Origin of the sequence: Myxococcus sp. MxC21-1 (assembly GCF_032612255.1) — a bacterium.
GTDB lineage: Bacteria > Myxococcota > Myxococcia > Myxococcales > Myxococcaceae > Myxococcus > Myxococcus virescens.
The window spans coordinates 6,693,856-6,711,216 of the sequence record NZ_CP123278.1 but is presented as its reverse complement, the minus strand read 5'-3'; the positions used below and the strand labels follow the sequence as shown (position 1 = coordinate 6,711,216).

Sequence of the window (17,361 nt, the reverse complement as noted above, 5' to 3'; positions counted from 1 at the left end):
GCGGGCAGAGATTTTCATCCCGAGGAGTCGCCCATGGTTCGTGGTTGGCAGCGGTGGAGCGCGTGCGGAGTCCTGGGTGGATGGGCGCTGCTGAGTCTTCCCGGGGCCTCAATCGCGAAGGCGCCTCCGTTGCAGCAGGTCACCAGCTGGGTGCACCAGTCCGGTGGCCCGCAGGACGAGCTGGCACAGGCCGTCACCACCTCCGGCGACGCCGTCTATACGGCGGGCTACACCAGCGGGCAGCTCGGCGCGGAGCCCTCGGCGGGGGGGCAGGACGCCTACGTTTCGAAGTACGACGCCTCGGGCGCGCTGCTGTGGACGCGGCAGCTGGGAACGTCCGCGAATGACCGTGCGCTCGCGGTGTCCGCGGATGAAGCCGGCAACGTCTACGTCGCGGGCTACACGTGGGGCAGCTTCAGCTTCTACGAGAACGCCGGCGGCACGGACTTGTTCGTGGCGAAGTACGACGAGAAGGGAGCCTTCCAGTGGGTCCGGCAGTTCGGCACCGCCACGGATGACTACGCCACGGGCATCGCCGCCACGCGGCTGGCGTCGCATGACGTCGTCTTCGTCAGTGGCTACTCACTGGGCCGCTTCGATGGCTCGGCGCCGCAAGGCAACTACGACGTGGTGGTGGCCAAGTTCGACACGGGCGGCAATCCCTACTGGCTGCGCCAGTACGGCTCCGCGCGCAGTGACGTGGCGCTGGGCGTGGCCGTGAGCCCCAACGAGGACGTCTACGTCACGGGCTACACCTACGGCAGCCTCGACGGCGTGACGAACCCGGGCAACACGGTGGACCTGTTCCTGGCGAAGTACAGCATCCTGGGCGAGCCGCAGTGGGTTCGCCAGCTCGGCTCCTCGCATGACGAGTTCGGCACCGGCGTCGCGGTGGCGGACGACGGCGGCGTCTACGTGTCGGGCTACACGTCGGGCGCGCTGGAGGGGAGCACCCGCCTGGGCTCCTATGACGCCGTGCTGGTGAAGTACGACACCCAAGGCAACTGGCATTGGACGCGGCAGATTGGCACGGCGACCACTGACTACGCGCAGTCCGTGGCGGTGAGCAAGGCGGGCCGTGTCTACCTGGCGGGATTCACCTCCGGCGCCATGGGCGGCGAGCCGTTGCTCGGGAGCACCGACATGTTCCTGGCCACCTACGACATCCACGGCACGTGGCTGGATTTCCGGCAGGTGGGCTCCACGTCGGCGGACCGTGGCCAGGGCGTGGCCATCGCGGACGACGGCGCCGTCTATCTGGTGGGCTACACCTTGGGGCAGACGTCCAGCTTCCCCAGCGCGGGGGGCTACGACGCGGTGCTGTACCGCTTCCTGGATGGCGCCGCGTTGCCGGATGAGCCAGGGCCGTGGGGGCCCCGATGGGACTCCAAAGCCCTCTGAGCCGTTCGTCGTCCAGCACGGGACATCGCGCGCGGGGGCAAGCGGCCACCGCGCGAAGCCGCGCTACGCTTTCGCCATGAGCCAGCAGGGCGACGGCGCGGCGACAGCCCGCTACAAACAAGCGGCCGCCGAATGGGCGGTAGACGGCTTCGTCCAGCCGGGCATGGTGGTGGGGCTGGGCACGGGCAGCACCGCGGCCTTCGTCGTCCAGCGACTGGCCGCGCTGCGCGCGCGGGGACGGTTGCTGGACGTCGTGGGCGTGCCCACCTCGCGCGCCACGGAGGCGCTGGCTCGCTCGCTGGGCGTGCCCGTGTCGACACTGGATGCGCACCCCGTGTTGGACGTCACCCTCGACGGCGCGGACGAAGTGGCGCCGGACCTGTCCCTCATCAAGGGCGGAGGTGGCGCGCTGCTGCGCGAGAAGATCGTCGCGCAAGCAAGCCAGCGCGTCGTCATCGTGGTGGACGCGGGAAAGCTCTCCCCGTGCTGGGCACGCACTGGCCGGTGCCGGTGGAGGTGATGTCCTTCGGTTGGCGCTCCCAGGCGCGGTTCCTCGAATCGCTTGGCGCGCGCGTCACCGTCCGGCACGGCGCTGGCGGCGAGCCCTTCCTCACGGACCAGGGCAACCTCGTGCTCGACTGCGCCTTCGGCCCCATCGACGCGCCTGCGGTGCTGGCCGCGAGCCTGGGCGCGCGCGCGGGAATCGTGGGCCACGGCTTGTTCCTGAACCTCACCACGGACCTGGTGGTGGCGGGTCCGAAGGGCGTGGAGCACCGCGCGCGCTGATGTCGACGCGGTGTGAGTGCGCACCCAGAGTCCTGTCTCACCCAGAAGACAAACAGCGGCAACGTAGGCGACTGTGTGGCCTGTATATTCTGTAATCCTTGCATTCACTGGCGTTTGAAGCCAATCCCAGCGCAATCCCGCAGTTCGCCTGGACGCTCAGGGGCACGGAAGCGCCGCGCGAGAATCGTGACGGACCGTGTTGGTGAAGCGGTTAGAATCGTCTGCCAGCCAGCACTTCAGAGGGGGCCAATCTGGGGGTGGCTGGTCCGAGGGTGCCTTGCGTATGCGACTCTTCCGTTTCTCTGTTTCCGCGGCCTTGCTGCTGTCAGCAGCGTCGTGCTCTTCCGACAAAAACCCGCCAGGGGGGACGCCTCCTGAAGTCGACGAGGCTTCGGCGACGCGAGTGCGGCGCATGACGCGTGCGGAGTACGACAACAGCGTCAACGCCATCTTCCCCACGACGGTGCCGCTGGTGATGACGTACGCCTTCGCGCCGGAGGACACCATCCTCGGGTTCTCCACCCATGACCGGCTGCAGGTCACGTCCTTGCTGGCGGACCAGATTGACGTGGCCGCCAACAACCTCGCGGAGTACGGCAAGGTCCAACTGCGCGCGGACTGGACGTGCGCGGCGGGCGTTCCGGAGCTGGAGTGCGCGGAGAAGTTCATCCGCGGCATCGCCTCGCACGCCTACCGCCGGCCCGTCACCGACGACGAGGTCGCCGACCTCCTGGTGCTGTGGCAGGAGTCGAGCAGGGGGACGGACCCAGGCACCGGGGCCCGCATGGTGCTCCAGGGTATCTTCTCCTCTGCCTCCTTCCTGTACCGCACCGAGCTGGGCGCGGAGGGGGCCGGCGCCAACCGGGTGGTGCGGATGACGCCGCATGAAGTCGCCACCGCGCTGGCCTTCGCCATCACCGCAGGCCCCGCCGACGCGGAGCTGCTGGCCGCGGCCGAGGCGGGCCAGCTCGACTCTCCGGACGAGCGCGAGAAGCACGCCCGCCGGCTGCTGGCCACGCCCGCGGCGCAGCGGCACCTGTACCGCTTCGTCGAGGAGTGGATTGGCATCACCGGCCAGGCCAACCTCACCAAGAACAACCAGGTGTTCCCGGTCTTCAGCGCGGCCTTCAAGATCTCCAGCCAGGCGGAGACAAAGGCCTTCATCAACCACATCCTGAAGGAGCGCAACGGCTCCGTCCGCGAACTGCTCAACGCCGACTACACCTACGCCGACGCGCGCATGGCGTACTTCTACGGCAAAGAGCCCTCCATGCCGGACGGTACGCTGGGCCGGCTGTCGCTGCCGCCCGAGCGCGCGGGCATCCTCACCCACGCCAGCGTGCTGGCCACCTACGCGCTCTTCGACTCCAGCTCGCCCATCCGCCGGGGCAAGTTCATCATGCACCGCCTGCTGTGCCGCGAGGTGCCGCCGCCGCCGGCGACCATCTCCATCATCCCGCCGGAGCCGGTGCTGGACCGCACCACGCGCGAACGCTTCGCCGCCCACACCAACAACCCGACGTGCGCGGGCTGCCACCGGACCCTGGACCCCATCGGCTTCGGCTTCGAGGACTTCGACGGCCTGGGCAAGCACCGCACGGTGGAGAACGGCCTGGCGGTGGATGCCTCCGGCGCCGTGGAGCTCTCCACGGGGACGGTCCCCTTCACGGGCGCCGCGGCGCTGGCGCGCGTGCTGGCGACCAGCGACGACGTGGGGGACTGCGTGCCGCTCCAGCTCTTCCGCTTCGCCATGGGACGTGACGAGACCCCCGTCGACGAGCACATGCTGGCCGACATGCGGTCCATGTTCCGGGCCAACCCGGAGTGGCGCATGGGCGATGCGCTCGTCGGCCTCGTGCGCTCCCCGTATTTCGTCCACCGGCGTACCTCTTCCCCCGAGTAGCCCCCATGCTCCGCGAACTTTCCCGACGCTCACTGCTCCAGGCGCTGGCCGGCTCGACGGCGGCGCTCCCCTTGGCCAACCTGCTCGGCACCACCGACGCCTATGCCCAGGGCACCACGCCGCCGCTGCGCTTCGTGGCCCTGTTCACCTCGCACGGCTGCCTCCCGGAGCTCTGGAATCCCCAGGGCTCGGAGACGAACTTCACGCTCGACTTCCCCAACTCCATGCTCGCGCCGCTCCAAGAGCACAAGGACAAGCTCCTGGTGCTGGACGGCCTGGACTACCAGGTCCTGTACGAGCAGGGCCTGACGGGCCATGAGGGCGGCCCGGTGACGTTCCTCACCGGCAGCAAGGTCAACACCGGCAGCGGTGACCACCTGCCGGAGAGCGCCTCGCTGGACCAGGTGCTGGGCAACCACATCGGTGGTGGCACGCGCTTCCGCTCTCTGCAGCTCAACGCCTGGGAGCAGTTCGGCGGCCAGCACGTCTACAACAGCATCAGCTTCACGGCGAACGGCTCGCGCGTCCCCTTCGAGCGCGACCCGGCCAACGTGTACCAGCGCCTCTTCGGTGACGCGCCCTCGCCGACCGCCGACCCGGCGCAGGTGGCGAGCAGCCGGGCGCGCCGCAAGAGCCTGCTGGACTTCCTGATGAAGGACGCCACGCGCCTGCGCAACCGCCGGCGGGCGCCGAGCGCCAGAAGCTGGAGACGCACCTGGAGGCGCTGCGCGACATCGAGCGGCGCCTGGGGGCGCTGGCCGTGGATCCGGCGCCGCTCCCCAAGCAGCAGTCCGGCGAGACCGCTTGCGGTGGCGGCGCCGCGCCGCCGTCCTACGGTTTGGGCGGCCTGGGGGACCTCAACAACATGCCGGCGCTGACGCGGCTGCACATGGACCTGATCGCGCGAGCCTTCGCGTGTGATTTGACGCGCGTCATCACCATGACGATCCCGGGGCCGTCCATGCCCTGGCTGCGCATCCACGAGGACACGCACAACGACATCGCCCACCTGCTCGACGTGCAGGATGAGCCCCGCCGGAGCACCATCCGCGGGAAGATGGTGCTGATTCAGCGCTGGTACGCCGAGCAGTTGGCCTACCTGATGACGCAGCTGGCCAACATCCCGGAGGGCAGCGGCACCGCGCTGGACAACACGCTCATCTATTGGGGCAACGAGCTGGGCGACGCGTCCGGCCACATGAACGTGCGCGTCCCCACCGTGCTCGCGGGCGGGGCGGGGGGCGCTTCCGCATGGGCCGCTTCCTGCGCGTGCGCCCCGCGGGCTCCAACCCGCTGGGCGGCTGGGCGGGCCCCGGCACGCGGCTGAGTGGCGCCGTGGCGCACAACAAGCTGCTGGTCTCCATTGCCCGAGCCTTCGGCGTGAATGTGAATACGTTCGGCCACCCCGACTACACGGGGGAGCTGCCGGGCCTCACCTGAGCGGCGCTCGGGCTTGAAGTCCGGGCCCCGGTGGGAGCTGCGTGCCTCCGCCGGGGCCTTCGTGTTTCTTCAGGGCGCCGCGGTGTCAGCGCTCCGCCACCTGCGCAGCAGCTCGCTGGCGCTGCCACCGCGCTCCAACTGTGCGTGGGTCACCGCATTGGACGCGTCCAGGTGGATGACGAAGGCCAGCGTCGGCTCGCCGCGCAGGTGGTAGCGCAGGTCGGCGATGCGCACCTTCTGGCCTCCTTCGGCCAGCGGCTCCAGGTGGACGAGTGGGAAGCGGGCCCAGGCGAGCGCCTCGCGCACCGTCGGCACGGCCTGCACGTGCTCCGGCAGCGTGCTTCCGGTGGCTTCCGCGCGCCGGGCCTCCGAGGGCGGACCCGCCAGGGGGACATCTCCCGCGGCGAAGACGTCGCCGGGCAGCGTGGCCACGTAGCGCCACGTGCTCACGGAGAAGGGCAGGGGAAAGACGCGCACCGCCTGCGCGGCGGGGTAGGCCGCCTCCACCCGCTGCGTCAGCACCGCCCAGGTGGCCACGCGGAAGCCCACGTACGCCACGGAGCAGGCCGCGCTCCACAGCAGCGTCCGCCGCCAGTCCGCGCGCCGGCGCCAGGCCAGGATGGCTCCGGCGAGCAGCGGCAGCGTCACCCAGGGGTCCACCACCATCGTCCAGTCCAGGCTCAGGCGGTTGTCGGAGAAGGGCAGCAGCACCCGCGTCCCCCAGCCCGTCCACAGGTCGGGCAGGAGGTGCGCGAAGACGACGGAGGCCAGGCTGGTGAGGAACACGGGCGCCAGCCGCGCGCCGCGGAAGCAGGCGCGGGCGGCCAGCGTGGCGGTGAGCGCCACCAGCGGCGCGGCGACGAGCGCGTGGGACAGCCCCCGGTGGGCCTGGAGCGCCACCGTCACCGCGTCGCCGCGCGCCAGCAGGGTGTCCAGGTCCGGCAGCTCCGCGGCGAGCACCGACGCCACCAGCACCGCGCGGTCCGTGGGGGAGGCGCGCTCCGGGGCGCCGGGGCGCACGTCGGGCTTGCGCATGGCGCCAATGGCGAGCCCGAGCAGTCCGTGGGTGAGGTTGTCCATGGCGTGGCTTCGTCTATCGCCCCACGGGCCGCGTGGCCAGCGGCAGGGGAGGCGCCATTCGCCCGGCGCCTGAAACGGCGAAGCGGGACGCCGGGAATCCCCGACGTCCCGCTCCAGGTGTGGCGTCACCGGGCCAGGCCCGGCGTCAGCGGCTGGCTACCCGCCCAGCGCGCCGTTGATGAGCGGCGCGACAATCTGCATGCCCGGGTCCTCGGCGTTGTAGCCGTTGGCGGGCTCGTAGATGCGGACGCGCTGGTTGCCGTTGATCCACCGCGACAGGAACGTGTCCATGCCCACGAACTCGCTGTAGCACTTGTACGTCTGGCTCCACGGGAACTCGAGGTACTCGTACCAGTAACGCTTCTTCTCCATCTGCTGGCAGGCGTGCGCGCCGATGAAGGTGATGATGGTGCTGCAGTGGCTGGAGTTGATGGCGCGCTCGTGCGGGATGAAATAGCTGAAGTTGTTGTACTTGTTCAGCTCGGTGACCAGCGCGTCCTGGTCCTGCTTCCAGTAGCCCAGCACGGACTCCTTGTCGTTGGGCGAGTGGAAGCGGTCATACGAGAAGCGCGAGTAGTTGTAGTCGCGCGAGTAGCCCGTGTAGGCCAACTGGTCGTTGGGGAACTCCTGCGCCACCATGCGGTTGATGGAGCCGAAGTCGCTCTGGCTGAACGTGCCCGGCAGCAGGGAGAAGACGGAGTTCAGGTCCCACGACTGGCGAATCTTGTCGTGCAGCGCGCGCGAGCGGAAGTTCGCGTTGGGCGCCAGGAAGATGGGGCCGGAGTCGTTGAGCAGGTAGCCCCGCGCCGGGTTGATGGCCTTGCGCAGGAAGTAGTAGCCGGCCGCCGTCGCCGTGCCACCCGCGCTGTAGCCCGTCATCAGCATCTTCTGGACGTTGGGGAACTGCGTCTTCGCGTAGTTCGCCACCGCCAGCGTGTTGTTGTAGCCGTTGTGGTGCCACGTCAGCGGCGGGTTCTGCCCCGTCGAATCGACGTAGGTGGCCACGTTGTTGCCCACGTGCACGTCACCGGTGCAGTACGGCACGTAGACGATGTTCCAACCCTTCGTCACCAGGTCCGTCTTGCTGCGCCCCGGCAGGCCCGGGTCCGCGCCGTTGACGAGCGGCGACACATACTTGGCCGTGAACTGGGTGATGTAGTCGTCGGCGATGCCGTTCGGATTGGCGGCGCCCAGCAGGCCCGCGCGGCCGCTACACGTGTCGTAATCCCAGCACGCGCCGCCACCCTCGAACAGGAACATCAGGTTGGGCGAACCCGTGCGGTGCACCCAGAACTTGAACTGGGAGCCATTGCCACACTTGGTTCCCGGCAGCTCCACCTTCTGCCAGTTGTAGTTGTTACCACCGTCCACCAGCACGTCGACGATGGAGGACATCACCACCTCCGCGCGTGCGGCTGCGGGCACGAGCGCGGCGGCCGTGAGTCCAGCCAGGACCAGGTTCTTCATTCGGGGACCTCCGGGAATAGTTGGGAAATCCGTGTATACAATGGCGTTGCATCCGAGTCAGGAGGATTGTGGTTGTTTCACGTTTCCGACGAGAGGGACGCGGGTGCTGCATCGCGCCAAGGATGCGACGCATTGCGGCATCCGATGTGGTGCGTTGCGCTATCTCGCGGTGGGAGGTTGCCGCGTCCACTCCGTGCGCGGTATTCGGAGCGGCATGGCCGTGAATGCATGGAGGAAGGGCCTGCCCGGCCTTGTCGTGGCGACGGGCCTCGTGGTGGCGGCGCTGGTGTACGCGCTTCGCCAGGACCCGGAGCCGGTGACGCCGGAGTCTCCCGCCGTCGTCAAGCAGGCCGCCACGCCCACGGCGCCGCATTCCGAGGCGCGCACGCCGCCGCCTCCCCTCCGCGGGCCACGCCGCCGCCGTTGGACCTGACGCGGCCGCCCGAGGAAGTGCCGGACGACAACGCGCCCAAGGTGCACCCGGTGGACCTGCAAGTGATTCGCGCGAAGCTGCCCGACAACCTCTACTGGCGGATGGGCGCGCCCACGCAGGACCCGGCGGAGCTGGAGCGCCGCGAAGCGGAGTCCCGCCGCTGGAACGAGCTCTACGGCAAGGTGCTGTCCGCCGATGCCACGGTGGAGCAGATTCGCGAGTACTACGGCCACCGCCGTCAGGTGTCCGAGGACTTCATCACCTTCTCCACCGAGGTGTTGTCCCGGTTCGGTGACGTGCTGCCGGAGCGGGACCGCGGGCTCTACGAGCTGAGCATCAACATGCACCGCACGCGGCTGGCGGAGCTGCCGGCGCAGGAGCAGGACGCGCTGGACCGGCGGGAAGCCCAGGAGCGCCGCCGCGAGGCCGGCGCCAGGGCCTCCAGTCGCCCTGAGCGCGCTCCCGGGCGTGCGGCGGAGACTGTCCATCTCCGGACAGTGCCTCCGCGGGCGCGCCCGGCACGCCTCGGGGTGGGGAAGGGCGTTCCCCCCGAGCGGCGAGAATGTCGGCTGCCTTGCAGATTTCCGGCGCGTGGCAGTGGGGTGGGCGCGGCGGAAATGTTAAGCGGCAGGTACATCGCCTTGGCCCGTTCTCACACCGACCGCGTGGACTCACTCTCGACCGGACAGGACCCTGGTGGCGCCAGCCACGGCGGGTCGGACGCCAGCGGGCTGGATACCGCCCTGCTGGACCAGATGCCGGAAGCGGTCGTGGTCTGCTCGCTGGACGCAGTCTGTCTTCATGTGAATCCCTCCCTGGAGCGGCACCTGGGCCGGCCGCGCCAGGAGCTGCTCGGCCGGAGGCTCTGGGAGCTGCACCCGGAGTGGACGGAACGGTCCTTCCAGGAGCGCTTCCTCCAAGTGGCCCGGACGGGCGAATCCGCCGAGTTCGAATGCCACGCCGAGCCGCAGGACCGCTGGTTCGTGAAACGGCTGTTTCGCGTCCATGAGCGGGTCGTCCTGTTCTCGCGGGACATCAGCGCGGAGAAGAAGCAGGAGGCGACGCTTCGGGCCCTCTACGATGAGATGCGCCGGGCGCAGCGGCACGCGGCCTTCCTGGCCCAGGCCAGCGAGGTGCTGGCGTCGTCCCTGGAGCACGACCTCATCCTTCAGCGCATGGCCCACCTCGCCGTTCCCATCCTGGGAGACGCGTGCTCGGTGGACCTCCCCATGCCGGATGGGCAGGTGCGCCGCGCCGCCGCCGCCTTCTCCAAGCCGGAGATGGTGGGGCCCGCGCAGGACTTCCAGGCGCGCTATCCCATCCGCCTGGAGGACGCGGCGGGTATCGGCAAGGTGCTGCGTACCGGTGTCACCGAGTTCACCCCGGACTTTCCCGCCATGCTCGCCGCCGCCCAGGGGGGCAGCTCGGCGTACCGGCGGGCTGTGGAGGCGCTGGGCATCAGCGCGTACATCATCGTCCCGCTCATCAGCCGGGGCCGGGTGCTGGGGGCGCTCACGCTGCTCAATTCGGAGTCCCGGCGCAGGTACACGGAGGCGGACGTGCGGCTGGCGGAAGACCTGGCCCGCCGCGCCGCCACCTCGCTGGACAACGGCCGGCTCTACACGGAGGCGCAGGAGGCCGTGCGCGCCCGGGACTCGTTCCTGTCCGTGGCGTCTCACGAGCTCAACACGCCGCTGACCTCGCTCATGCTCAACATCCAGGCGTTGCGGCGCGACATGGAGCCACGCGCCAGCAATGGCCCCGCGTCACCGGAGGCGCTCTCCACGAAGGTGGTGGCGGTGCAGCGGCAGGTCTCCCGCCTGTCGAGCCTGGTGCGCGAGCTGCTGGACGTGTCCCGCATCACCGCGGGGCGGCTGCGGCTGGAGCGCGAGGACCTGGACCTGGCCGCGCTCACCCGCGAGGTGGTGCCCCGCTTCACCGAGGACCTGGCGCGCGCGGGCTGTGCGCTGCACCTGGATGCGGGGGCGCCGCCACCGGCCATTGGGACCGGCTGCGGCTGGAGCAGGTGCTGCAGAACCTGCTCTCCAACGCCATCAAGTACGGCCGGGGCCGCCCCATTGAAGTGCGGGTGGGGGCGGATGCGTCGCGCGCCTGGCTGTCGGTGAAGGACCAGGGCATGGGCATTCCGCCGGAGGGGCGCGCGCGTCTCTTCCAGCGCTTCGAGCGGCTGGCCAGCGAGCGGCACTACGGCGGACTGGGGCTGGGCTTGTGGATCGTGAAGCAGATTGTGGACGCCATGGAGGGGCGCATCCTCGTGGAGAGCGTTCCCGGCCAGGGCTCCACCTTCACCGTGGAGCTGCCGCGCCACCCGGCGTGACCAGGTGCGAACGGACGCCGGAGGACACCACCCACAGTTGATGGGAGGTGCGCGTCACCGCCACGTGCAGGCGGCGGCGTGACTCGTCGTCCACCGGGTAGGCCCGCGCCGTCGCGTCCGGGAGGATGACGTAGTCGAACTCCAGGCCCTTCACGCTGCCCACGTCGGTGACGTCCACGCCGGGCTCGAAGGTGAACTCGCCGTCGCTCACCAGCCGCGCCCAGGGCTGGTCGGAGACGACGCGGTAGATGGCCTGCGCGGACTCGGGGCTGCTGGCGATGACGCCCACGGAGGCGTGGGGCTCGCGGGCCACGAGGTCCCGGAGCGCCTCGCCGATGAAGAGCTGCGCCTGGGCCTCGTCGGGGAAGTGGTGGAAGCCTACCGGAGCGCCCGCGCGGCCGGTGGCGGCGGCCTCCGGGGCCTGCGCGCCCAGCACCTGCCGCGCCAGCTCCACCACGGGCCGGGGGCACCGGTAGGAGACCTGAAGCCGGCAGGTGGCGGCGTCGCGGATGTTGAGCTCGTTGAGGACGGCGGGCCAGCCCGCGAAGCCCGCGTCCGTCTGCTGCATCTCGTCGCCGGCCAGCGTGCAGCTCTTGCCCTTGCCCAGCAGCTGGCGGACCGCGAAGAGCTCGAAGAGGGAGAAGTCCTCGGCCTCGTCCAGCACCACGTGCGCCAGCCGCTCCAGGCCCAGCGAGGTGTGCTGGGCCTTGAGGAACATCAGGACGGGCAGGTCGTCCAGGTCCACCGTGCCGGCCATGGCGTCCGGCGTGTCGTCCTCGATGGAGCGCCCATCCACGGTGATGAGCCGCTCCGCGTCGGTGATGTCCTTGAGCGCCTTGGACAGCGGCGTGGCGAGCTGGAGGCGCGTGTGCTCCAGCGTCTCGTCGATGGCGGTGCGAGGAATCTCGCCCTTGGCGGCGGTGACCACGCTCTCCAGGAAGCGCCGGTCCATGTATGCGTCCGCCATCCGCGTGCGCAGCCGCTCCAGCGTGGTGCCCGCGTCTGTCTTTGGCACGCCCACCCGGGCGGCCAACGCGCGCCGCAGGGTGGGGTGGCGCTTGAGGCGGGACACCAGCGGCGGCGTGTCATTCCACAGCTTGATGCCGGGCACGTTGAAGGCGGAGCGCGCGGTGGCGAGCAGCCAGGCATCCCGCGTCTGCACGGCCACGTTGCCCAGACCCAGCGGCGCCAGCAGCCGGCGGGACAGCCGCGCCAGCCCTTCTTCCGGGACGATGAGCTTCATGCGGGCCTGGGGGAACGTCCTCGGGTCGTCGAAGGCCAGCTTCGCCAGCCGGTGCAGCGCCACGGTCGTCTTCCCACTGCCCGCGCTGCCCAGCACCAGCAGCGGCCGGTCCGGGCCGGTGCTGAGGGCCTCGTACTGCTCGGCGTCCAGCATGGCGGTGACGCCAAAGGCATCCTCGATGCGCCGCGCGCCCTTGCCGGTGCCCAGGAACTCCGGCCGCGCCGCCGTCCCCGCGCCGCCCGACTGGAGCGTGGCGAAGTCGCGGCTCACGCTGCGCCATGTGCCGTCCGCCAGCCGCTCCAGCACCAGCGCGCCGGAGATGATGCGCGTCAACACGCCGCGCTCGATGATGACCAGCCGGCGCGTCTCCACGCTGCCCTCGGCGAGCCGCTCACCGAAGTACTCCTCGTAGTCGTCGCCTTCCTCGTAGCAATAGAAGACACGGGCCACGGGAGCGAAGCGCCAGTCGATGACGCGCACACCAGCGCCCACGTCCGCGAACGTGGTGCGGCCCAGCAGGTAGTCGCGCGGGCCGCCTTCCCCATTGAGGCGCAGGTGCGCGAAGTAGGGGGCCTGTGGGTCGGGAAGCTTCACTCCCTCCTGACGTTCCAGGAGGGCGCGCATCTGGTTCATCTGCGCGAAGATGTGCGGCAGGTCGGCCACGGCCGCGGTGGAGGCGTCGTCCCGCAGCACCTGCAACTGGGCGACAAGTCCCTGGGCGTCCTGTCCGCGTGCGGACTTGCGCCGCGCGGCTTCCAGCGTGGACTGAACACGGGCCAGCAAGGCCTCTTCCTCGGCGATGATGGCGCGGGCATGGTCCGGCAGCGACGCCTCGACGTGGCTCATGCGCGGCAAGGTGAACCTCGGCACCGTATGCGTCAACCTGTTGTTTTTCCTGAGAGAAATGCTGTCTTTTTGGTACTCTGTACCGGAAAGGGATGGACATGCGCGGTGTGACCCAGCGGCTGCTGCTGGTGGGGCTGGTGTTCCTGGCATGTACGGCCTCCGCGTCCCGCAAGGTCCTGTACGAGAAGGAATCGCCCTACACCCTCATCTCGGTGACGGAGGACGAGGAGGGGCGCCGGTACCTGGGCTTCGATGCCTCGGGGGCGCTGCAGAGCGTGGTCCGGCCGGGCAAGCCGCTGGACCTGGTGCTGCCCTACACGCAGGTCTCCATGGTGGGGCTGGCCTACGTGCCCGCGCCCAAGCGCATCCTCATCGTGGGGCTGGGGGGCGGGGCCATGCCCATGTTCCTGCGCAAGGTGGTGCCGCGGGCACACATCGACGTGGTGGACATCGATCCGGATGTGGTGACGGTGGCCAGGCGCTACTTCGGCTTCCGGGAGGACACGCACCTGCGCGCGCACGTCGGAGACGGCCGGCGCTTCATCGAAGCCGAGCGGCCCGCGTATGACCTCATCTTCCTGGATGCCTATGGCCCGGACAGCATCCCCGAGCACCTGGCCACGCAGGAGTTCCTGGCGGCGGTGCGAGCGAAGCTGAGCCCCCGGGGCGCGGTGGTGGGCAACGTGTGGGCCTTTCCGCCCAACCGCCACTACGACGCCATGGTGCACACGTGGCAGGTGGCCTTCACGCAGCTGTATGAGTTCATCGTGCCGCAGAGCTCGAACCGCATCCTGGTGGGCGTGGGGTACGAGGAGAAGGTGGCCGCCAAGTCACTGGAAGCGCGCGCGGAGAAGCTGGAGCGCACCCGGGGCGTGCCGTTCGACTTGAGCGGGCTGGTGGACCGGAGCTACACGGACGCGACGGAGCGGCAGCTGCGAGGCAAGGTGCTGAAGGACGCGGACCTGCCGAAGCCCGAGTCTGTGACGACGCCGGCGCAGGTCCGCTGAGCGCTTGTAGGGGGGCTTGGGCCTGCGTCACATCGACGTGTCTGCCTTCATCGGTCCGTCCATGGGGGGGACCACGCCTTGGGATGCCGATAGCGGTCCTTCCGAGCGTCGAGGTAGGCGCGGAGCTTCGTGAGCGCGGGGTGCGCGTTGTCGCTACGCCAGACCAGGGAATGTGGGTACACGAGCATCGGGTTGCGGATGGGAATGCGGCGGAGGTTGTACTCGGCCGGCCACACCATCCGGATGTGTTCACCTACGAGTGTGGCCAGGCTCGAGGAGCCGGCAATCACCTCTAGGAGCGCATCGATGCCGAAGTCGGGACCGAGCGTGTCGATGGTGAGCCCGAATCTCGCGGCGAGCTCGTCGTAATAGGCGGCCCACTCTGTTCCTGGGACGATGAAGGGCATCCAGACCTTGTGCTTCGCGAGCTCGGCCGGCGTCAGCGAAGTCGCAGCGGCGAGCCTGTGCGTAGGGCTCGTAAGGAGCTCCACGGCGTCGTCGAGAACGCGGGTCGCCACGACGCCGTCGGTCAGTTGCTGCGCGGGACGGGTGATGGCACGAAACGTCGCGTCGATCGTCCCAGCCCGCACGGCGGCCAACGCGGTCCTCGCGTCGAAGAGATGCGTGACGACGTCGATTTCAATCTCGGGATGGGCGCTGTGGAAGTCACGAAGGATGCGTGCGCTCCCGAGGTTCGGCCTGACCACGTCGACACGGAGCCGACGGCGGCCAGGGCGCACGGAATCGGCTGCCCGCTCCGCCGCTTCGAGGAGGCTGCGAGCGTGAGGCAGGAACACCTGTCCGTCGATGGTGAGCTGAACGCCGCGTGGCGTCCGGACGAACAACCGGGCCCCGAGGCTGGCTTCGAGCGCGGCGATGCGCTTGGAGACGGCTTGCTGTGTCAGTGACAGTCTTGATGCCGCCTCTTGGAACTGTCCCGTGTCGGCGACGGCAATGAAGGTCCTCACCCCATCGAAATCCACGCTGCCCCGCCTCCGTTGCTCCAGTGTCGTCAGGGGAGGGTACCAGGGAACGGCACAACCCGCGGTTGTGTCTCAGGGGATATCAAGTTGTTTGATGTCTCAGCGATGCACTGGCTAGGGTCCTGTTCAACGGCACGCACGTCTTCAATGGCTGCCGTCATTCCAGGAGAACCGTTCCATGCATGGCGAGAAGCCATTCCTTCCTCGGGAGGTGCTGATGGGCACCCCTGAATCAGAGGTCATGTTCAGCAATATCCGGCGAGCGATGCGCCTGACCGTCGAATTGAACAAGCGGACCTTCGATGATGGCGAGGAGATCAGAGCGCTCTTCAGTGAGCTGACCGGCAGAACTGTCGACAGCACGTTTTCGCTCATCCCGCCGTTCTATACCGACCACGGCGTCAACATCCGCGTCGGGCGGAACGTGTTCATCAACCAGTGCTGCACGTTGATGGACATCGGCGGTATCGACATCGCTGACGACGTCATGATTGGCCCGAAGGTGAACCTCATCACGTCGAGTCATCCACTGGAGCCCGCCAGGCGGCGTGCTTCCGCGGTCGCGAAGCCCATCGTGCTCCAGCGGAATGTCTGGATTGCAGCGGCCGTCACGATATTGCCGGGCGTGACGGTGGGCGAAAACTCGGTGGTGGGCGCCGGAGCGGTGGTGACCGAGGATGTGGCGCCGAACAGCTTCGTGGCGGGCGTCCCCGCCCGGCTGGTGCGACACCTGACTTGAGGGGCCAGGGGGCACGTCTCGGTGCCCCCTGGCCTCGCTCAATGTCAGGCGTTGGCGATGGACTTGGGCGGCAGCTTCAGCACCTGCCCGACCTTGATTTTGTCCGGGTCCTTGAGCTGGTCCTTGTTGGCCTCGAAAATCTTCGGGTACAGCTTCATGTCCCCGTAGATGTCCTTGGCCAGCTTGCTCAGCGTGTCGCCCGACTTGACGGTGTACAGTCCATACGGCGTCTCGTGCGCGACGGTGAGCATGACCATGACCTCGTTCTGCCAGTTCGGATGTCTGGCCTTGATCTGGTCCCACATCCGGTCTCGGTCCCAGGCGTAGTCCACCGTCCCCTTGATGATGAGCTTGCCGTTCTCCTCGCGCGACTCGACCTTGGCGCCCACGTTCTTCGCCACGTCGAGCACGTCCTGGTAATCATTCTGCAAGGCCATGGTTGCTCCCTTTCGCCTGCGCACGCCGGAACGGGCGTGGTGCTGGGCGGGGCGCAATGTAGCCGCCTGGCCCGACGTGCCCGTCGCGCCTCAATGCCGCTGGGCGCGCGGATGGCGGACGGTCAACAGAGCCGGCCCCGCGCCTGTCTCGGATAGACGGCGGGCGGGGGAGAGGCGCTCCTCCCGCCCCGCGCGTCAGCGCCATGCGTTCGGCGCGCGCGGTCACGGACAGTATTGCAGCGCGCACTCGTGCCGCTGGTCGATGCAGACCTGCGTCTCCTCGGGGTCCCCAAGGGCCTGACGAATGCATGCGGTGTAGGTGGTATGGCAGTCTTCACAGGTGGTCAGCGCCTGGACTTCGGCCCCGTGTGCCTCGTTTGTGCTGGCGGGGTTGTCCAGTCCCGGGTCCATGCCGCCACAGCCCGTCCCCATGAAGATCGCGGCCAGCGCCACGCCCATCCACGTTGCTCGCATGATGCCTCCCCCGTCGCGAAGACGGTCCTGTTGCGTTGTGGATTGCCAGAATTGCGGAGGTGCCTGGATGTGGCAATCGCGCCTGGAAGTCCCGGCCCTTGGCCTGTCTTCCCGCGGATGGTATGAGCATTCCGTCCGTCTGGCCTTGAGTCCAGGGCCAGCGTGGTTCGTACACGGCCTTCGCCTCGTCGCTGTCGAGATTCACTTCCGCTCGGGGGAGGCGGTGGGGTGTGCCCCAGCGCGCCGCTCCCGGGTTCGTCCTTGGAGCTTGGATGTTTCGCCCGCGTGTCTCCCTCCCTTCCGTCTGGCGGCCCCGTGCCGCCGTCGTCGCCCTGACGCTGCTGCTGAGCGCGTGCGCCACGCTGCCTCAGCGTGGGCAGATCGTCATGCGTGACGTGGCCTTCCCGTTGCGGGACTTCCGCTTCCCCTCGGGGCTCCGCGTGGTGGTGGAGCAGGATGCCCGCTCTCCCGTGGTGGCGGTGGTCGCGGTGGTGGGCGCGGGGGCTCCAGTGACCCGGGCGGCAAGGAGGGCCTGGCGCACGTCGTGGAGCACCGGCGTTCCGTTCCCGCCACGCGGGGAGTCCGTCGGTGTGGCGGCGCCTGGAGGCGTCGGGCGCGGGCTTCTACAACGCCTCCACCAGTTTGGATTACACGTCCTACGAGACGCTGGGCCCCAAGGAGGCCTTGCCCGTTCTCCTGAAGCTGGAAGGCCAGCGCCTGGCCGCGCCGCTCGCGGGCGTGAGCCCAGAGGTGTTCGCGGTCGAGCGCGAGGTGGTCCGCAACG

General features: G+C 69.2%; 14 protein-coding genes and 2 pseudogenes. 10 read left to right on the top strand and 6 right to left on the bottom strand.

Features of this window, described 5'->3' with window-relative positions:
• Positions 1–33: 33 nt before the first annotated feature.
• The 5 genes and pseudogenes from QEG98_RS29720 (at position 34) to QEG98_RS29695 (ending at position 5,417) form a co-directional block, all read left to right on the top strand.
• Entirely contained in the window at positions 34–1,401 is a 1,368-nt protein-coding gene (locus tag QEG98_RS29720; protein ID WP_316563722.1) for an SBBP repeat-containing protein, read from the top strand.
• Positions 1,337–2,187, top strand: a pseudogene (gene rpiA, locus QEG98_RS42300) (ribose-5-phosphate isomerase RpiA). Before QEG98_RS29720 ends, rpiA begins: the two are co-directional and overlap by 65 nt.
• A 196-nt stretch (positions 2,188–2,383) precedes the next feature.
• Complete coding sequence (locus QEG98_RS29705; protein ID WP_316563719.1) at positions 2,384–4,090, top strand: DUF1592 domain-containing protein; 1,707 nt, start codon at positions 2,384–2,386, stop codon at positions 4,088–4,090.
• Between the two features lie 5 nt (positions 4,091–4,095).
• Positions 4,096–4,710: pseudogene (locus tag QEG98_RS29700) on the top strand (DUF1552 domain-containing protein); the annotation flags it as partial.
• Positions 4,711–4,793: 83 nt separating this feature from the next.
• A complete protein-coding gene (locus tag QEG98_RS29695; RefSeq protein ID WP_316567987.1) occupies positions 4,794–5,417 on the top strand; it encodes a DUF1552 domain-containing protein in 624 nt (207 codons plus the stop codon).
• 182 nt (positions 5,418–5,599) lie between these two features.
• Here the strand turns inward: QEG98_RS29695 and QEG98_RS29690 are convergent, their stop codons facing one another.
• Both QEG98_RS29690 and QEG98_RS29685 read right to left on the bottom strand, forming a co-directional pair.
• Positions 5,600–6,610, bottom strand: a complete 1,011-nt coding sequence (locus QEG98_RS29690) for a metal-dependent hydrolase (protein WP_316563718.1) — start codon at positions 6,608–6,610, stop codon at positions 5,600–5,602.
• A 156-nt stretch (positions 6,611–6,766) separates the two neighbouring features.
• Positions 6,767–8,077, bottom strand: a complete 1,311-nt coding sequence (locus tag QEG98_RS29685; RefSeq protein WP_090490092.1) for a pectin acetylesterase-family hydrolase — start codon at positions 8,075–8,077, stop codon at positions 6,767–6,769.
• A gap of 193 nt (positions 8,078–8,270) precedes the next feature.
• Between QEG98_RS29685 and QEG98_RS29680 the strand changes: the two genes are divergently transcribed.
• From QEG98_RS29680 to QEG98_RS29670, 3 genes are read left to right on the top strand one after another with little or no spacing between them, the layout of a single operon-like run.
• On the top strand, positions 8,271–8,510 hold the full coding sequence (locus tag QEG98_RS29680; RefSeq protein ID WP_316563717.1) for a hypothetical protein: 240 nt from the start codon (positions 8,271–8,273) through the stop codon (positions 8,508–8,510).
• Positions 8,501–10,636 carry a PAS domain-containing sensor histidine kinase gene (locus QEG98_RS29675; RefSeq protein ID WP_316563716.1) on the top strand — a complete coding sequence of 712 codons (2,136 nt, stop codon included), beginning with the start codon at positions 8,501–8,503 and terminating at the stop codon, positions 10,634–10,636. Before QEG98_RS29680 ends, QEG98_RS29675 begins: the two co-directional genes overlap by 10 nt.
• Positions 10,537–10,848: a sensor histidine kinase gene (locus QEG98_RS29670; protein ID WP_316563715.1), complete on the top strand. Its 312-nt coding sequence runs from the start codon at positions 10,537–10,539 to the stop codon at positions 10,846–10,848. Before QEG98_RS29675 ends, QEG98_RS29670 begins: the two co-directional genes overlap by 100 nt.
• Here QEG98_RS29670 and QEG98_RS29665 read toward each other — a convergent pair.
• Positions 10,817–12,937 (bottom strand): ATP-binding domain-containing protein, encoded by a 2,121-nt coding sequence (locus tag QEG98_RS29665; protein ID WP_316563714.1) that lies wholly within the window; start codon positions 12,935–12,937, stop codon positions 10,817–10,819. The two genes, QEG98_RS29670 and QEG98_RS29665, sit on opposite strands and share 32 nt — an antisense overlap.
• A gap of 92 nt (positions 12,938–13,029) precedes the next feature.
• Here QEG98_RS29665 and QEG98_RS29660 point away from each other — a divergent pair, with 92 nt between their 5' ends.
• A complete protein-coding gene (locus QEG98_RS29660) occupies positions 13,030–13,944 on the top strand; it encodes a fused MFS/spermidine synthase (RefSeq protein WP_316563713.1) in 915 nt (304 codons plus the stop codon).
• A gap of 47 nt (positions 13,945–13,991) precedes the next feature.
• On the opposite strand, the gene QEG98_RS29655 is transcribed toward QEG98_RS29660, so the two are convergent.
• A complete protein-coding gene (locus QEG98_RS29655) occupies positions 13,992–14,912 on the bottom strand; it encodes a LysR family transcriptional regulator (protein WP_316563712.1) in 921 nt (306 codons plus the stop codon).
• 193 nt (positions 14,913–15,105) lie between these two features.
• Between QEG98_RS29655 and QEG98_RS29650 the strand changes: the two genes are divergently transcribed.
• Positions 15,106–15,666, top strand: a complete 561-nt coding sequence (locus QEG98_RS29650; RefSeq protein ID WP_316563711.1) for a sugar O-acetyltransferase — start codon at positions 15,106–15,108, stop codon at positions 15,664–15,666.
• A gap of 44 nt (positions 15,667–15,710) precedes the next feature.
• Here the strand turns inward: QEG98_RS29650 and QEG98_RS29645 are convergent, their stop codons facing one another.
• The gene (locus QEG98_RS29645) at positions 15,711–16,103 is read right to left on the bottom strand and encodes a LysM peptidoglycan-binding domain-containing protein (RefSeq protein WP_316563710.1); all 393 of its coding nucleotides are present in this window, start codon (positions 16,101–16,103) and stop codon (positions 15,711–15,713) included.
• 222 nt (positions 16,104–16,325) lie between these two features.
• On the bottom strand, positions 16,326–16,577 hold the full coding sequence (locus QEG98_RS29640) for a hypothetical protein (RefSeq protein ID WP_316563709.1): 252 nt from the start codon (positions 16,575–16,577) through the stop codon (positions 16,326–16,328).
• Positions 16,578–17,361: the final 784 nt, after the last annotated feature.